Source organism: Mucilaginibacter sp. 22184, from assembly GCF_052045695.1.
Lineage (GTDB): Bacteria > Bacteroidota > Bacteroidia > Sphingobacteriales > Sphingobacteriaceae > Mucilaginibacter.
Genome location: NZ_JBQEPI010000014.1, coordinates 55,150 through 72,337 on the forward strand (window position 1 = coordinate 55,150; position 17,188 = coordinate 72,337).

At 44.1% G+C, this 17,188-nt stretch carries 15 protein-coding genes; 6 read left to right on the forward strand and 9 right to left on the reverse strand.

Features of this window, described 5'->3' with window-relative positions:
• Window positions 1-29: 29 nt before the first annotated feature.
• Window positions 30-1,175, reverse strand: coding sequence for an acyltransferase family protein (locus ACTJKG_RS25555; RefSeq protein WP_172336244.1), 1,146 nt, complete (start codon window positions 1,173-1,175; stop codon window positions 30-32).
• Window positions 1,176-1,309: 134 nt separating this feature from the next.
• On the opposite strand from ACTJKG_RS25555, the gene ACTJKG_RS25560 reads away from it, so the two are divergent.
• The 4 genes from ACTJKG_RS25560 to ACTJKG_RS25575 all read left to right on the forward strand — a co-directional run bounded on the left by ACTJKG_RS25560 (window position 1,310) and on the right by ACTJKG_RS25575 (window position 4,139).
• Window positions 1,310-1,987, forward strand: coding sequence for a pseudouridine synthase (locus ACTJKG_RS25560; RefSeq protein WP_440740762.1), 678 nt, complete (start codon window positions 1,310-1,312; stop codon window positions 1,985-1,987).
• A gap of 73 nt (window positions 1,988-2,060) precedes the next feature.
• Window positions 2,061-2,345 carry a hypothetical protein gene (locus ACTJKG_RS25565; protein ID WP_172336242.1) on the forward strand — a complete coding sequence of 95 codons (285 nt, stop codon included), beginning with the start codon at window positions 2,061-2,063 and terminating at the stop codon, window positions 2,343-2,345.
• A gap of 224 nt (window positions 2,346-2,569) precedes the next feature.
• Window positions 2,570-3,871, forward strand: a complete 1,302-nt coding sequence (locus tag ACTJKG_RS25570) for a DEAD/DEAH box helicase (RefSeq protein ID WP_440740763.1) — start codon at window positions 2,570-2,572, stop codon at window positions 3,869-3,871.
• A gap of 16 nt (window positions 3,872-3,887) precedes the next feature.
• A complete protein-coding gene (locus ACTJKG_RS25575) occupies window positions 3,888-4,139 on the forward strand; it encodes a DUF1456 family protein (protein ID WP_172336240.1) in 252 nt (83 codons plus the stop codon).
• A gap of 294 nt (window positions 4,140-4,433) precedes the next feature.
• Here the strand turns inward: ACTJKG_RS25575 and ACTJKG_RS25580 are convergent, their stop codons facing one another.
• Together ACTJKG_RS25580 and ACTJKG_RS25585 are read right to left on the reverse strand one after the other, a co-directional pair.
• Window positions 4,434-5,111: a LolA family protein gene (locus ACTJKG_RS25580; protein ID WP_440740764.1), complete on the reverse strand. Its 678-nt coding sequence runs from the start codon at window positions 5,109-5,111 to the stop codon at window positions 4,434-4,436.
• A gap of 69 nt (window positions 5,112-5,180) precedes the next feature.
• The gene (locus ACTJKG_RS25585; RefSeq protein ID WP_172336238.1) at window positions 5,181-7,742 is read right to left on the reverse strand and encodes an FtsK/SpoIIIE family DNA translocase; all 2,562 of its coding nucleotides are present in this window, start codon (window positions 7,740-7,742) and stop codon (window positions 5,181-5,183) included.
• A 330-nt stretch (window positions 7,743-8,072) separates the two neighbouring features.
• Here ACTJKG_RS25585 and ACTJKG_RS25590 point away from each other — a divergent pair, with 330 nt between their 5' ends.
• Window positions 8,073-8,720, forward strand: a complete 648-nt coding sequence (locus tag ACTJKG_RS25590; RefSeq protein ID WP_440740765.1) for an ankyrin repeat domain-containing protein — start codon at window positions 8,073-8,075, stop codon at window positions 8,718-8,720.
• Window positions 8,721-9,225: 505 nt separating this feature from the next.
• Here ACTJKG_RS25590 and ACTJKG_RS25595 read toward each other — a convergent pair.
• The 5 genes from ACTJKG_RS25595 to ACTJKG_RS25615 form a co-directional block, all read right to left on the reverse strand.
• Window positions 9,226-9,717 carry a molybdopterin-dependent oxidoreductase gene (locus ACTJKG_RS25595; RefSeq protein ID WP_440740766.1) on the reverse strand — a complete coding sequence of 164 codons (492 nt, stop codon included), beginning with the start codon at window positions 9,715-9,717 and terminating at the stop codon, window positions 9,226-9,228.
• Window positions 9,718-9,727: 10 nt separating this feature from the next.
• Window positions 9,728-10,813 carry a cytochrome-c peroxidase gene (locus ACTJKG_RS25600; protein ID WP_440740767.1) on the reverse strand — a complete coding sequence of 362 codons (1,086 nt, stop codon included), beginning with the start codon at window positions 10,811-10,813 and terminating at the stop codon, window positions 9,728-9,730.
• Between the two features lie 203 nt (window positions 10,814-11,016).
• Entirely contained in the window at window positions 11,017-13,020 is a 2,004-nt protein-coding gene (locus ACTJKG_RS25605) for a TonB-dependent receptor plug domain-containing protein (RefSeq protein ID WP_440740768.1), read from the reverse strand.
• 104 nt (window positions 13,021-13,124) lie between these two features.
• Window positions 13,125-13,469, reverse strand: a complete 345-nt coding sequence (locus ACTJKG_RS25610; protein ID WP_172336233.1) for a winged helix-turn-helix domain-containing protein — start codon at window positions 13,467-13,469, stop codon at window positions 13,125-13,127.
• A 55-nt stretch (window positions 13,470-13,524) separates the two neighbouring features.
• Window positions 13,525-14,583 carry a sterol desaturase family protein gene (locus ACTJKG_RS25615; protein ID WP_216650600.1) on the reverse strand — a complete coding sequence of 353 codons (1,059 nt, stop codon included), beginning with the start codon at window positions 14,581-14,583 and terminating at the stop codon, window positions 13,525-13,527.
• A 269-nt stretch (window positions 14,584-14,852) separates the two neighbouring features.
• On the opposite strand from ACTJKG_RS25615, the gene ACTJKG_RS25620 reads away from it, so the two are divergent.
• A complete protein-coding gene (locus ACTJKG_RS25620) occupies window positions 14,853-15,320 on the forward strand; it encodes a macro domain-containing protein (RefSeq protein ID WP_440740769.1) in 468 nt (155 codons plus the stop codon).
• Window positions 15,321-15,413: 93 nt separating this feature from the next.
• Here the strand turns inward: ACTJKG_RS25620 and ACTJKG_RS25625 are convergent, their stop codons facing one another.
• Entirely contained in the window at window positions 15,414-16,880 is a 1,467-nt protein-coding gene (locus ACTJKG_RS25625; protein WP_440740770.1) for a hypothetical protein, read from the reverse strand.
• Between the last annotated feature and the right edge of the window lie 308 nt (window positions 16,881-17,188).

Genomic DNA, 17,188 nt, shown 5'->3' on the forward strand with positions numbered 1-17,188 from the left:
GAAATCAGCGCAATCAAAATCATCAACGGTCACACCCGTAAAAATGTCTTTTTCTGATACAGGTAATAAAGAAAAACCCATTTCACCATGATAAAGCACACTGCCATCACCACAATATTATAAGGGTCACCAATTAATTGACCTATCCAGCCAAAAAAGGCATTGCTGGTGTATTGCCATTTGATAAAATGCCCGGAGATATAGATGAGGATGGAGTTCATGCCGATGACCCTAAAAAAGAAGGCCCACTTTTTATAACCCAGTACATCAATAATATAATAAAACAGTGCCATCAACAGCAGGCTCAGGCCACCGACGTGCATCACGAAAGAGCTTGTCCACAGGTTTTTATTGATCGGGAAATCGAGGTTCCAGATTTGTGCGATGATGAGGAATATAACCCCGGTAACCGCCATGATGGCTACTTTGCGGGTTTGAGCCAGTCCTGTTTTTTTCAGGAGCTGACCTGTTAATATACCCAGTAATCCGGTGCTGATAGCCGGTATGGTTGAGAATAAGCCTTCGGGATCATGAATACCTAAATACAGTTTGCCTGGTAATATCAAACGATCCATATACGAGGCGAAATTGCCCTGCATGGTCAGATCGCCATGTGGGAAACCCGGTGCCGAAGCAAATTTGAGCAGCAGCCAATAGCCGATAATAAATACCCAGAACCATATCATTTGCATACGTTCTTTGCTGTAGATGTAAATAATATTGGCAAACATATAAGCGATACCAATACGCCCGAGCACACTGGCAAAACGTATTTGCGATATAGGCATAATGTTTAGCCCATTATTGTAAACAATGCCCAGCAGCACTAATATGGCAGCCCTTCTGATTACTCTTAAGGTTAATTGCTTTTTGCTTTTGCCCTTTTCCAGTTCGCGGCCTACCGAGAATGGCGTGGATACACCTGCCATGAACAGGAACAGCGGAAATATCAGATCGTACAGATGAAAACCGTTCCAGTCGGGGTGGGTAAATTGTAGTGCTATGGCCTCCCAGAACGGCGATTTGGTGGTTTTGGCCAGGGTATGAAAAATCTCTTCGCCGCCCATAATCCAAAACATATCAAATCCGCGCAGGGCATCTAATGAAAATAAGCGGGTTGACGCCTTGTTGATATCATCGGCATTGCCTGCCGGTGCGGTTGAGGTAGTGGCCATATTGCAAAAAGATTTTAGTTTGGTACTAAAGATATAAAAAGCACACTATTTAAAATATTTTTTTTAGTTAAGTATACTTTGTAAAATGAAATTGTTACGTAGCGTTGTACCTTCGCGTTTTGAATGAGTGCTGCATGTTAGAGATCATATACCGCGATGAACATCTTATCGCCATCAATAAACCACACGGACTGCTGGTACACCGGTCGCCCATAGCTGCTGATGCATCGGAGTTTGCCCTGCAATTACTGCGCGACCAGATAGGTCAGAAGGTAAACCCAACTCACCGTATCGACAGGAAAACCGGTGGGATATTGCTGTTTGCGCTAAATAAAACTGCTGAAATTGCCATGCAGCAGCAGTTTATGGAAAACCAGGTGCGTAAAAAATACCTGGCTATTGTTCGCGGGCATACCCCCGATCAGGAAGAGATCGATTACCCGCTGCGCAAAGAGAATGGCACGCTACAGGATGCTTTTACCCAATACACTACTTTAAAACGTGCCGAGCTGGATATAGCCCTGGGAAAGCACCCTACATCGCGCTATTCGCTGGTTGAGGCTGTACCAACTACCGGACGCATGCACCAGTTGCGCAAGCACTTTAGTCATATTTTTCACCCCATTATAGGCGACCGTACCCACGGCTGCAACAAGCAGAACAAGCTGTTTAAAGAAACCTGGGATATGGAAACCATGTTACTTCACGCCTCGCACCTGGAGTTTACTCATCCGGTTACCGGCGAGACCGCACAAATTGATGCTGGTTTGCAGCCCGAATTTAAGCGGGTGATGCAAATTATGGGTTGGTAATGGCTTCATTTGTAGTGTGATAAAATAAACAAAATCATTTGGCGATTGTCTTATATCTAAACAAATCAAAGAGATGATCAAAGCGGTAGAATATAAATTATACACCGAAGATGGCGAACGTACCATCACCATAAAGCCAGTAAATCAAACCATATCTGGAGGGACTTTATATATAACCGGCGTATTTAAACTAAGTGAGGGAGAAGTGGGTTTGGGCGATATTGTTTTTGACGACGACCTGCGCGAATGGGAATACACCGGCTTTGGCGACTTGACCCATGAACAGGCAGCCGAAATAGCCACCTATATACAAGACGAAACCCGCCATGAGCTGGAAGATGAGAAGGTGGATGAATAAGCTAGGACGATAGTGGTGAGTACGTTTTTCGCGCGTCATTGCGAGCGTAGCGTGGCAATCCCCGATTTGTAGAGCCGCTCTGTATAGTTTGGGATTGCCACGCTACGCTCGCAATGACGTGCTTTTTTTATTGCCTGTAAATTGATGCTTCACTCCGTTCAGCACGACAAAATTTAAAGGCCTATTTTATTTAGCTTATCTTTGCGCATACTCCAGCACAAATAATGATCAAGCAAGCACTTCTGAACCTTAAGATAAACGCGTTAAATCCCATGCAGGAGGCCGCTATCAGCGCCGCAAAAAAAAGCGATGTAATACTACTGTCGCCAACGGGCTCGGGAAAAACGCTGGGTTTTTTATTGCCATTGCTGGGTTTGCTGGATACTAATATTCCTACCGTGCAGGCGCTTATTATGGTGCCATCGCGTGAGTTGGCTTTGCAGATAGAGCAGGTTTTTAAGGCCATTGGCAGTGGTTTTAAAGTAAACTGTTGCTATGGTGGTCATCCCGTAAAAATTGAGCGGAACAATCTGTCGCAACCGCCTGCGGTATTAATTGGTACACCTGGCCGTATCGCGCATCACCTGCGCCGCGAAAGCTTTAGTACAGACACTATCGACACCCTGATACTGGATGAGTTTGACAAAGCGCTGGAATTTGGTTTCCAGGAGGATATGACCTACATCATTAAACAGATTCCGGCCATTAAAAAACGCATCCTCACATCGGCCACTAAAATGGACGAGATCCCGGCTTTTACAGGTATGGTAAAACCTACAACACTGGATTATCTTACCAATGCTGCTTCCGCACCGGATATCAAACAAAAAGCTGTTATAGCCGAAGCCGCTGATAAGTTGGATGCCCTGTTTGCCCTTATTTGCAAAATAGGCGACAATGCTACACTGGTGTTCTGTAATCATCGGGAAGCGGTTGAACGTATTAGCGACCTGTTGTATGACCGTGGCCTACCGCACGATATATTTCACGGAGGGATGGAGCAGGAAGATCGCGAGCGGGCTTTGCTCAAGTTTAGGAACGGCAGTCATCGGCTGTTAATAACCACCGATTTGGCATCCCGCGGGCTGGATATTCCCGAAATTGAACATGTGGTTCATTACCAGCTACCGCATAATGAGGAGGCTTATACGCATCGTAACGGTCGTACCGCACGTATGCATGCCAAAGGGACATCATACCTGATCCTGGCACCCGATGAAAGACCTTCTTACTTAAAAGAAATGCCCGAGATTGAAGAATTGCCCGAAAACCCGGTGATACCACCGTTATCGCCATGGGCTACATTGTACATAGCTGCGGGTAAAAAGGATAAAGTAAATAAGATAGATGTTGTAGGCCTGTTACTTAAAAAAGGCGGATTGGATAAAGATGATGTAGGCCTGATAGAGGTTCATGATTACGCCTCATACGTAGCCGTAAAACGTAACTGCATTGAACGCGCGGTACAGGCTGTAAAAGGCGAGAAGATCAAAAACAAAAAAGTTAAAATAGATATTTCAAGATAATAAAACTGAGAAGAGCATGAGCAATAATGATATCATGAAAAAGCTACGTGTAGCGATGAAATTTACCGATGATGATATTGTAAAAGTTTTGGCACTGGTTAACTTCCGTATCACCAAAACGGAACTGGGCGCTATTTTCCGCGCGGATGACCACCCCAACTTTAAGCCCTGCGGCGATCAGATCCTGCGTAATTTTCTGAACGGCCTCATCATTCACCAACGCGGCCCCATGCCTGATAAAAGGGCTCCAAAGGTGGAAGGGAAGTAGGGGGTTAGGTTTTACGTTGGACGTTTTATGTGGTACGTTTTTCCTTGGCGCCGTTGATTAGCTTCAATCTATAATTATCGGAAATAAATAAAAAGGTTGTCATTTCGATGAGCAGAGGCCGCCCTGAGCGTAGGGGGCGAAGAGAAATCTTGTACAATTTGCTCGTCCATGCGTATAAGATTTCTCCTCGTACCTCGTCGAAATGACAATGGTAAAAAACAGAAAGAGCGATGATAAAATCATCGCTCTTTCTGTTAAATATCAAAACGTAAATGTATCACGTCTAACCTAATCTTATCGCAGGTCAACAAGCTCAACACCAGGGTGTGCTTTGGCATCCCAGGCAAATGTGGCATCGGTAACGGGGGCATTTGGTGTAAAGCTGCGTACCGTGTAGTTGTATTTATTGCCGTTTTTATCGAACAGTTGCGCGCTGTAGATCTGTTTTTTTACTTTGTCTATCAGCAGGCGAACCTTGAAAATATTTTGTTTTTCGTTTTCGGGGGTCAGGTCAATGGCCTGGTATACTTTGCCGGCTATTTTTTGTTCGCCTGTGTACAGGTATTTGTAGCCATGCTCATAAATAGTAAATATTTGTGATGGATTGTTGATACCATCCCCACCTTTTGGCGCATCGCCAACCTGTACTTCTTTATCTTTTTTAAGGTAGGTCCACTGGGTTTTGCCATCGTTGATGATCTCTTTATCCACATCTTTGGCACTGGCAGAGGTATACAAAGTTACCCTGTATTTGCCGGATTTGGCTTTTGAAGTTAGCGTGCCGCTCTGGGTTTCTTTAACGCCTGCCTGCGGATTATCCAGCGTAAAACTAAAATCTGTTTTGATCACATCGTACGATTTGTACTTCTGACTTACCTGGTTCAGTATGGCTTTGGCCTGGGTATCTTTTTGTGCGAAAGCCGTACTGTAAGTGCTTATCGCTAAAATGGAATATAAAAATAATTTCTTCATTGTGTTTTTTACGTCAACAACTATCAGGGGGAATAGTTATTGGTTTAGAGCAAATAAAATTTAATAGGTTTAATCTTTAGGTTTTTGAAGTGTTTCCAGGTAACGTTCCAGGCTGTATTCATCAGGGTAAAGCACATCGCGAGCCTTGCTGCCTTCAAAGGCGCCTACAATACCTGCGGCCTCCAATTGGTCAATGATTCTGCCAGCGCGGTTATAACCCAGTTTCATTTTACGTTGGATAAGTGAAGTTGAACCCTGCTGATGCAATACGATCAAACGTGCTGCTTCTTCAAACATCGGGTCGCGGTCATCCGGATCGTATTCTTTAGCACTGCTGGTTTCACCTTCGCCTACATATTCTGGCAGGAACATGGCGGTAGGATAACCGCGCTGTTCGCCAATAAAGTTGGATATAGCTTCAACCTCAGGTGTATCCACAAAGGCGCATTGCAAACGGATGAGGTCGCTGCCAGTACTGAACAGCATATCCCCGCGACCGATCAGTTGATCTGCACCACCTGCATCAAGAATGGTACGTGAGTCGATCTTGGACAATACCCTGAATGCCAAGCGCGATGGGAAGTTGGCCTTAATGGTACCCGTGATGATATTAACTGACGGGCGTTGCGTGGCAATAACCAGGTGTATACCCACGGCACGGGCCAGCTGGGCAATACGAGCGATCGGCATTTCTACTTCTTTACCGGCGGTCATCATCAAATCGGCAAATTCGTCAATCACCAATACGATGAAAGGTAGGTAACGGTGTTTTTCCGGATCGCTGATCTTGCGGTTCACGAATTTGGCATTGTACTCTTTCAGGTTACGTACCTGTGCGTCTTTTAGCAGATCGTACCGCTGATCCATCTCGATACAAAGCGAATTGAGGGTATTTACCACCTTCTTGGTATCGGTAATAATGGCATCCCCTTCATCAGGTAGTTTAGCCAGGAAGTGTCTTTCAATTTTACGGAAGAGTGTGAGCTCTACTTTTTTTGGATCGACTAATACAAATTTTAACTCAGCAGGATGTTTTTTGTAAAGCAATGAAACCAATATGGCGTTAATACCAACTGATTTACCCTGACCGGTAGCACCCGCCACCAGTAAGTGAGGCATTTTGGCCAGGTCGGCAATGAATACCTCGTTGGAAATAGTTTTACCCAAAGCAATGGGCAGATCCATGGTGGTGTTCTGGAATTTCTCTGTCGATAGGATAGAACGCATGGATACCATTTCGGGGTTCTGGTTGGGTACCTCGATACCGATGGTTCCCTTGCCCGGCATTGGCGCAATGATACGGATACCCAGGGCGGCTAAACTCAGGGCAATATCATCCTCCAGGTTTTTGATCTTGGAGATACGTACACCCGGCGCAGGGATGATCTCGTACAGCGTAACTGTTGGCCCGATGGTAGCTTTGATCTTATCAATCTCGATGTTATAATGGTTCAGCGTTTCAACAATTTTGTTCTTGTTGGCTTCCAGCTCTTCGGCGTTAACCGATATTTTGTTCGATCCATGGTTCTCCAGAAGCTCCAGGTGCGGCATTTTGTACGATGCCAGGTCGAGCTTATGGTCGTAAATGCCAAATTGGCTTACCAGGTCCTTAGCCTTGTCATCGTCGGTTTTTTCGACATTGAGTTCAGGCAGTGGACGATTGGTGTCAATAGTAAGCGGAATCTCGGTTTCTTCCTCGGGCTCATGTGATGATGAAGGCTTAAGCACAACCGGCTCATGATAAATCGGCGTTTGTTCCAATGGTTGCTGCTGTTGCCTCGGCTCGGGCATAATGGTTGTTACATGCGTTTCCTTGATGCGGTTATTGCCCCGCGGCCATTCTAACGGAACAGAGGGTTCCTCCTCTGTCAATTCAACAGGCTCGGGCGATACTTCATCAACGGCTATTGGTGCTGCCGGTCTGTTTTTACGTTGCGGAAGTTTAAAATCAATATTATAAGCAATTACCAGTACGGTAAGGGCAGCAAATACCAGGAAGCCACCCGTACCCGCCGGACCGATCTGCGCATCCAGCAAGCGGTTTGTCCAATAGCCAAAACCGCCCTCCAGGTAATGCGGGTAATCAATAATAAAAGCGTGGAAATAGGCTATAGTAGTGGAAATAAAAACAATGCTAAACAGGGTATAGCCCAATGTTTTGATGATGGAAAACAGCCTTACCTTAAACAGCAGGCGATAACCAATCACAAAAAAGATGAATACAAACAGGAACGATGCCACACCAAACCATTCATAAATAAACTGGTTGCTGAGCAGGGCTCCAAATTTACCCAGCCAGTTTTGCGCTATCTGCGGGTTGCCGGTATCGGCAATTTCCTGTACGGTTTTGCCGGTGGCCAGGTTGTGCCAGCCGCCGTTTGTGGTGGATATATAGCTCTGATCTTCCTGCCAGGTGAACAGGTAGGAGGTGAAAGCTATCAGGAAAAAGATCGACATTAAAAGCGACAGTAAGCCTGCTATTTTAACCGTCTTGCCATTCTCCATATCCAGGCGTGGCATGCTGGGCAGCCTGCGCTTTGCTACTCGTTCTTTTTCAGCTTTTCCCGTTTGACGGGGCTGATTATCGTCCTTAAAACTATTTGATTTAAACTGATTTCCTTTTACCGGCATCGCTGATGTAACATCCTTTTACTGCAAACTTACACAAAATTTCACGGGATTTCGGATGTCGGATGTTCGATTTCGGATGTGCAATTTCGCATTTCAATAAATATAAAAAGGGGCTTCTTATCTTCAAACGTAATAAATCCGAAATCCTACATCCGAAATCCCAAATCAGAGTAAATCCAAAATCCCCTTCTATAAAGTTAGCAGATTAAACAAATTATTTAATCGTATTTTTATTTTTTAGTATTATTGAAAACCATCTGGTACGATCCTCGTAAAAGAGCCATATTAAAAGCATAGCCTGTGTAATTGCGGCTTGCACCAATGTACGCCATGAGTATAGAAAAGCTGGAAGAATATATTACCACTGCCGATTTAAGTAAGCTGGAAGCTTTGCTGATGCAAAGCCCCGCGCTGGCCGCTACCCTAACCAGTCACCAGGTTTCGCCATTGATGTTGTCATGTTATTACAAAAAGCCGGAGGTTACCGATGTATTGTTACGCTACGTAAACCAGATCAGTATTTTTGAAGCCGCCGCCGCTGGAAAAACAGAAGTAGTAAGCCACTTTGTAGAAACAGCCCCCGATACGATTAACGATTATGCTCCTGATGGTTTTACACCGCTGGGTTTGGCTTGTTATTTTGGTCATGAGGCAGTTGCCCGTTACCTGGTAAGCAACGGTGCCGATGTTAACCTGCCATCCAACAATGGTTTCCGGGTTGCTCCTATACATTCGGCCTGTGCGGGTAATTATACCGCCATTGCCCGCTTGCTGGTTGAAAACGGTGCCGAAGTAAATGTAAAACAACAGGCCGGCGCTACGCCAATACATTCGGCTGCGCAAAACGGTAATATCGATATGCTGATCCTGCTGCTGGAACATGGCGCCATCACCAACGTGCGCATGGAAGGCGGCAAACTCCCCGCCGATCTGGCCCGTGAAAAGGGTTTTGAAGAAATTGCGGAGATATTGGGTTAATAGTTATTTTTATTTGTCATCCTGAGCGGAGCGAAGAATCTATCATCGCGTTGTATGGCGCATACCCGCTCTTAGCCGCGGGAGGGCCAGTTACGTTTTTCGTTGTGGTTTGTTTTTTTTGGTACTCAAGAAGGCTTCGCCGTATGTCGCCACAAAAGTAACCAAAAAGGCTGTCAGCAGAAATGCTTCTTTGCCGCACATGGCCTTTGCCCTGCAAACCGGGCAGAACCATCCCGATAGCTATCGGGACCAAACCTTACCCCTACTTCGTTCACTCATTGCCCCAGCTTCAGGTAAGGTTCGCAATGCCCTTACAACCGCACAGGCCGCCATTGTTCTGCCCGCTTTCGTCCGAAGCTTATCCGCTGACGGAGGAAGGAAAGAATATAAACACAAAAAAGTTTGTCATCCTGAGCGGAGCGAAGGATCTATTATTGGACATTTAATTTACGAATGGATTAAAAAAATAGATTCTTCGCTCCGCTCAGAATGACAGTGATAAATATTACTTCACAAAATGAACCTGCATGGCTGTTACCTGTTTAATGCAGCGGGCGGGTTTTTTTTCGTCTTGTACAATAATGCGGTAGGGGCCATCGGCGGGGGCGAGGGGGGATCCGTCAACCTTATCTGCCAGGATAATGGTTCTGTCGGTAAAGCTTTTGTCCAGTTCGGCCAGGGCGAAGATCACCTGGTAACCATCGCTGGCTTCTACCAGGAGGTATTTGGTCAGGTTTTCGCCTTTCAGTTCCGGACCCAGGGTAACGCCTGCACCTTTCAATATTTCCGAAAGGATAACCCCAGTATAGGTATGGTCTTTGCCGTCCCGGTCTTTACGCACCACGGTGGTTTGGGGGAATTTCTGCAGATAGGCTGCGTCAACGGTTAATGGTGTACTTACCTCACCGCTTATTTTGATGGTTTGTGCCTGTGATATAAAAGGGATAGTTGTAAAGCTTAATAAGGCTAAACAGGCTATCAGGAATTGTTTTTTCATGGGTATAAATTTACTGTTTTTTGTTTTTGGTGTGGAGTAAATGCGGATCGGAAAATGCGGGATTGGTGATAAATGCCGAATCGGTAAACATGTTCAAAAAAGCGATCAACTGTTTTTTCTCTACTGGCTGTAGTTTCAAACTCTTGCCTCCAGCTTCGTTGGATTCGCCGCGCAAGAATGCGCTTAACGCTGGCGATTGCTCGATGTGTTCGCTGTAATGATCAACTACTTCTTCCAGTGTTTTAAACCTGCCATCGTGCATATATGGTGCGGTGAGGGCGATATTACGCAAGGTGGGTACTTTAAAACGGCCACGGTCGGCCGACAGTCCGGTCAGTTTCTCCATACCGGAGTCTTTGGGCATACTATCCAGCCCGTTATTATGAAACAATTCCATATATGTTTTTGGTCCACCGTGGCAATGAGTACAATTGGCTCCGCGGATACCTTTTTCGGGCTGGGGCGCTGTATTAAATAATTCTATTCCTTTTAACTCATCGGGTGTAGGTTGGTAAGCACCGCGTAAGTACTGGTCATAACGTGAATTAGCTGATATCAGTGTACGTTCAAATTGTGATATCGCTCTTACTATCCTGTCGCTGGTGATTTGGTTATCTCCATAAACCAGTTTAAACAAAGCGGGATAATTGGCCGTTGCAGCGAGCTTTTGTGCCGAAACATTTAAGGATTGCCCCATTTCATGTGTACTGGTCAACGGGGTAACAGCCTGTTCTTCCAGACCATTGGCCCGGCCATCCCAGAAAAATTTACGCCCCCAAAGCAAATTTACCAGCGACATGGAATTGCGCGGCGTAAGCACGCCATCCACTCCCGGACTAAATGCCCGTCCATCGGTAAAAGCTTTATTTTGCTCATGGCAGCTGCCGCAGGAGAGTTTGTTATTAGCCGAAAGTTTAGTTTCATAAAAAAGCATCCGCCCCAGGTAAACCCCTTGTTTAGTGGTTGGGTTATCCGCCGGGATCTGGATGCGGTTGCTAAAGTTGGCCGGATATACCAGGTTGTACGGGCCTGTTTCGATGCCCCCATCTACATAACACCAGGCGGATAGGATAAAGAAGATCAATAGTAAAAACATAACCCGACCTTTCTTGAGTCGGTGCCGATTTAAGAGCGGGTTATGTTTGGGTTGGTTCATGAACAAATTTACTTAAATAATGGCCTCGTGCGATTCCCCTCTTAAGAGGGGCGGAGGGGTGTGTCATCTGCACAAAGAAACACACCCCTGCTACCGCGCTATGCTTTCGCGCCCCCTCTCAAGAGGGGAACTAAGAAGACTTATCAATAACTAAATATCACATTCGCAAAATAATTGCGCCCGGCTTCCGGGAAACCTTCAACCAGGGTATAATTCTTATCGAACAGGTTGTTTACACCGCCTTCTATCGAAAACCCTTTAACCAATGTTAAATGCGCCTTTACATTGGTAAGCGCAAATTCACCGGATATCGTTCCATAGCTGGTGCTGTATCTTTTGGAGTTATACTCTTCCGAAGCCATCACATACAGCTTTTTGATGGGCGAGTATTGTATCGAACCAAATACCTTGTTCTGCGGTACATCTGTGAGATAAATAGATGGGCTCGACAGGTTCTTGCGTTTCAGGTAAGTATAGTTGGCATCTATCCGCACTTGGTCGGCAATGGGGTAGCCAATAGCCAGCTCGGCACCATAATACTCCGCACGACCCACATTTTGAACCTGCGACAGGTTGGTACCTGTTTTAGGATCAACCTGTACATTGTTCACCGTTTGTATCAGGTTGCCAATCTTGCTGTAAAATACCGATGCCTGTACCGATAGTTTGCCGCTTACCATCGTATGATAGCTCAGATCATAATTCAGCGCGTTCTCTGCTTTCAGATCAGGGTTAGGGATAAAAGTGCCGAATTTGTAGGAATACCTATCCTTAATGGTAGCGAAACGTGTTTTGCGGGCCACCGAAAACGTAACGGCATTAGTACTGTCAATATCATACTGCAACAAACCTTGCAAATTCCAGGCGCTGTTACTGTTGGCAGGCAACTGGCTCACTACATTGTTGGTATATTGCTGGGCATCAATGCTATGCCTGTTCATATAGCTTACACCGGCGTTGGCTTTTAAGGCCGATGTGATATGGTAAGTATCCTCGGCACCAATAGTAAAGTTATTATCCGCGTCGCGACGAACAGGTTCGCCTACATTATGCTCGCGGTGCACGTCCTGTTTAAAATGACCGGCCACGCTAAAGCTATTGTCTTTTAACGAAGTGTTCTCAAACATGATACTACTACCCAACGTGTAATCATTGTAAATGCTGGTAAATGCGTAAGGCTTGGTTTGGGTGCTGTACGATGCATTGTCAAAACTTTGCAGGTTGTTTTTAAACTGGTCATAATACCAGCGCGTTTTAATTACGTTGGTACTATTGATGCGGTTATTGCTGATGAGGTAAAGGCTCTGCGTATCCCAGTTTGGCCATTTCCAATACCTTGGACTTTTAAACAAGGCGTTCGCGGCATCGTCACCAGCATAAACCGGGGTGCCTTTGGTGCCATGCTGATAGCTGTAGCCCACGGCATATTCCTGGTTGGTGGTAGGGGTAAAGCCAACTTTACCGCTTACGGCGATGTCATTGTTATACGAGTTATCGCGATGGCCACCGTCTTCATTTTTAGTAGGTGCAAAATCATGTGATAATGGGTACCAGTTCCGTTTTAACTGTGATGCCGAGATCTCATAATAAACCTTACCCAGGTTGGAGCCTATATTGGTATTTAACCTATAGCCTCCGCTTAACCAGCCGGCAATGGCGTTTAACTCAAATGGTTTTACCGGTTTGCGACTGATAAGGTTGATGGCACCACCCTCGGCATTGGGGCCGTACAGAACCGAAGAATAGCCTTTGGCAACCTGGATTTCTGATAAATTGAAGGTGTTAAACCTGGCCAGATCTACATAACCATCATAAGGTACATATAGCGGAACGCCATCCAGGTAGATAGGAACAGAACGAACATCGAACCCACGGATACTCACCGCCGATTCGTTCCTGGGGCCAACGGCTGTCAAGGTTACACCGGGAAGCAGATTTAAGGCGCTGGATACAGTTAAGCGGTTATACCGGTTAATGGTACCCGAGCTGAGCTTATCAGATCGTAAACTATCTTTTGTGCCGATGATATTAACTTGTCCAAGCTGAAAAATGTGTTTGGACGTGTCCCTGTCCTGGGCATTTGCTGCAAAATGAAATGTGATGAAGGAAATTAAAAGAGTAATTAAACAGGGTAAAGGTTTTTTCATGAATAATTCATTATATAAAATAAAACATAACGCAAAATGGCAATTTTAGCTGATTTTTGAAAGGGAAATCAGGCGTTTTATTGCCTGAATGATACTTCAGGTAACTAGAGGCTTAGATTTATGGAATTTGTGGTTAAAAATGCCTGTAGTTTTTGCTGCAACTGATGGAAATGGTCGATAACTTTTAAGCCATGTTCTGTTACCACAGCATTGCCGCCACCTTTGCCGCCCCGATGCGATATGACCAGTGGTTGACCAAAGTGTTCGTTCATATGGTTTACCAGGTCCCAGGCTTGTTTGTACGACATTTTCATTTGCAGGGCTGCCTGCCTGATGGAGCCTGAAGCCTTGATGCGTTCAAGCAATTCCACACGACCGTGCCCAAGAATCTTTTCATCCCCGGTTTCTATCCAAACCCTGCCGTTCAATTTAAATATAGGATCACTCATTATGGGTAATGAAAGTAAGGCTATTTTAATAAAAAGGCAAATCCAAGCGGGGCTTTTATGACAGCACTGGCTCGTTGCTTTGAGTACCGGTCTTATCGGTATCACTTACAGAACTGGGTTGCTGTTGTTGCAACTCTTCAAAATATTTCTTTTTTACCACAGTGGTCATTTTATGGTCGCCGGTATGGCTCCATCCCGGTGGCATCACCATATACAGGAATTTGTTTTTGATGCCCGGTGCCCGATATACATCCTTGGCCAGGGCCACTATCTCGCCAAAATAAGCATCCAGGAAGCTGTTTTTGATCATCGGTCTGCTAATGCCGTATTCGATAGGGATGTTACGATCCTCCACCTGATAGGTGCCAAAAACCTTATCCCAGATGTTGAGCAGGTTACAAAAATTGGTATCCATATAAAGTGGGTTACGGGCATGGTGCACGCGGTGGTGCGATGGGGTAAGGATGATATTGTTGAGGAAACCCAGGCGGCCATCATGCACCAGGTTTTCGCCAATGTGGATCATGCCACCCCAAAAACCATCAATAAACATAATCACAAACAGCATGGCCGGTGGCACACCCAGTAAAATGCAGGTAGTGGTGCGGATAAAATCGGCATAAGGCCCCTCCAGAAAGAAATGGGCATAACTTACCGAAAGGTTCATGCTTTCGGGAGCGTGATGCGTGGAGTGCAGGCACCAGAACAGCCTTACTTTGTGCCCGAAATAATGGTATAAAAAATGGCCGAACTCCCACACAACGTAGCCGTAAATAAACCAGTACCAGGTAAATGTGAGTTTAAATATGGCATACTTTTCAAACAAGCCAATGCAGATACCTACCATGGCAATAGATATTACCCGGCCAATAAAGGCGTTGAACACGTAGGAGAAAAAAGTGAGCTTGTAGCTAATCACTTTAAAACGTTTGTAAAATGCCGCCCTGATGATCTCGATCACCAGCAAAAAAGGCATAATGGGTACCAGCAAAGCGGTAAAGCCTTCATAGGTAAGCAGTTTATCATAATCGCCCGATTTGAGGATCTGCAGTAAATGATTAAAGCCAAAAAAGCCTGTGAATTGATGCCATACAGCGTTTAAGAAGTCCATCATTTAATATTTTATAATTGGTTTATTGATTTATAACGGAATTAATATGTCATTATGTATATACATACTAATTTTTATAAAAGTGCATAAAATTTATCTGACGGGCAAGTAAAATCTGCAATTTAAAGGAGTTTAATTTTAGAAATGAAGTAAAATAAGTAAAAGAACGTTTGTCATCACGAACGTGGTATGAAGAGGGATTTTCTAAAATTGATGTGCCAGGTGTTGGGCGCTCAAACAAAGATGTTTTATCTTGCACATTATTTTTAAACATGGATATTAATTATTTAAAAGGTGATGCCACAAAACCCGTTGGGGATGCGAACAAGATAATAGTACATGTTTGTAATGATATTGTCGGCTGGGGTAAGGGCTTTGTAATGGCTATATCCAAACGCTGGCCGGGGCCCGAAAAACAATACCGCGAATGGTATAAATCACAGCAGGGTTTTGCGCTGGGCCAGGTACAACTGGTACAGGTTGAGCTGGATATATGGGTGGCCAATATGATAGGGCAACATAAGGTTTACAAGGACGAAAATGGCAACCCGCCTATCCGTTATGAGGCTATCCGGGAGTGCCTTCAAAAAGTAGCCGAATTTGCATCTGAAAATAATACTACTGTACATATGCCCCGGATTGGCTGCGGTTTGGCCGGTGGTACTTGGGATAAAATAGAGCCTATAATTTTCGATGTACTTATAAATAAGGGAATAGGGGTAACGGTTTACGATTTTTAACAGTATCATCGTATTCCCTTAAATAGGTCAAATAAATACTAATGTATTTATTTGACCTATTGGCTATATCAGGTATAGGAGCTTTAAAAAAGCTTAGTTAAATATAATTAAAGCGGCGCTGGCTGCCTTAATCTTCATGTTAACCACTTTACTTGTAGCTCCAAATGAGTTATTGGTAACAACGCCCGTTACTTTAAATGTACCATCATCATCTACAGATGCACCGTTGATATTTATTCCAGACTTGCTTGATAACGAAGGTGCATTTAACAGGTAGGTGGTAGTGGTTTTTATGGCACTTTTACTATTAACAAAAAGGTCAATATCTTTAGTTTCATCTTTATTGATCACAACCATCGCATTTTTACCGTCTTTACGGATAAAGCTGTACGCGTCCATGTTTTCTGCATTGGAGAAATCGGTTTTCAGAAATTGTTTAATCTGCGCCTGCTGAAAAAGTAACATGGCATAATACAGCGGCCTGGCTACATTTTTATTATTAACGGTGTTAATAGGTGAGTAAACATATTGGCTTCCGCCTCCCGTATGAAAATTAACCCCTGCAATACCTTGCTGAGCTAAATAGAATAAGAATTCGGTACCCCATATTGATGAACCAAAAGCGTTACTGATACCATCTTGGCCGCCATGATATACAGAATTACATTCTGTAAAGCGAAAAGGTATGTTATCAGCAATAACTCCCGGCTTTAAATATTCTATGATATCCTTGAGCCAGGTATCAAATATCATTAATTTTTTCATGGTAACACTGGGGTTGCCGGCAGGGCCCATGCGGTAATAATGCAACGAGAAAAGATTGATTTTACCGGCTCTGTCCTTTAAAAAGGGTTTCCCCCAGCCAGGTTCATTTGTTTCGGGGCCCGAAAAAATAATACCCGGCACATTGCTTTCTAAACGGTTTGCAAATGAACTATACTCATCAATAAATGTGTTATAGTTATAGGTTTTAGACCTTAAACCATTTAACGGAAAATATTCCGGCTCGTTCCCGATAGCAATGCTGCTTAATGATGTTCCCAGCTTTGCTTTTACGTAAGCCGTTTCCTGGGCGTCATTGTTAAATTGCGCCTCATTAAAATTAAGGCCCCAGATAGTATTCCAACCGGTGGCCTGGCTAAATTTCGTAAACCGGTCAACATCGTTGGTAAATACAAAATCCTGGGTTGATGAATTTCTCTTGCTGTTTGTCCAGGCAATCTTATCTACCGTGGCTCCTCCGATTCTGATTAACCCGGGACCTAAGTTTTTGAACAGGTTAATAAAAGAAGTATTGGAAACATTAAAATAAGTGGTGTCTGTTAATATCAGCTTTTCGAAACTAAATCCTAAGAAGTCATTGGGTACAACCGGGCCGGTGGTATTAACAGATAAGTTAATGGAAACCGCGGAATCGGGCTTTACAATGACACTGTCAGGTGTAGTTTGACCGGGTGTGCCAACTTCAACAGTTTTTTGGGGTACATCACTTTTTTTACACGAAAAAATGGGCAATAGCAATGCCAATAGAATAAACTTTAGGGGAAAGTTTTTGTTCATGATTTTTTTTGCGCAAAATGCAACTCTCTTATTAAGAAATGATGAATTTGTAAAAAATTAGATACAAAAAATAAAATTGTTTAATGTATTGATAATCAGTAGTTTGAATTTATAAACTTCTGTTTGTTGTAAGGTTTTTATTGCTTTGAGTTGTTTTTGAGCCAAATTAAGCTCTTACGCTTAGGAAAAGTTTGCTGTAGCTGTTTAAATTAATGGTTAGAATGGGGATGCTAAGCGCTGAGATTTTAAAACATACTCTTTCTGTTATCAACCGTTGTCACCTAATGTGTGGGCAGATTTTTGTATAT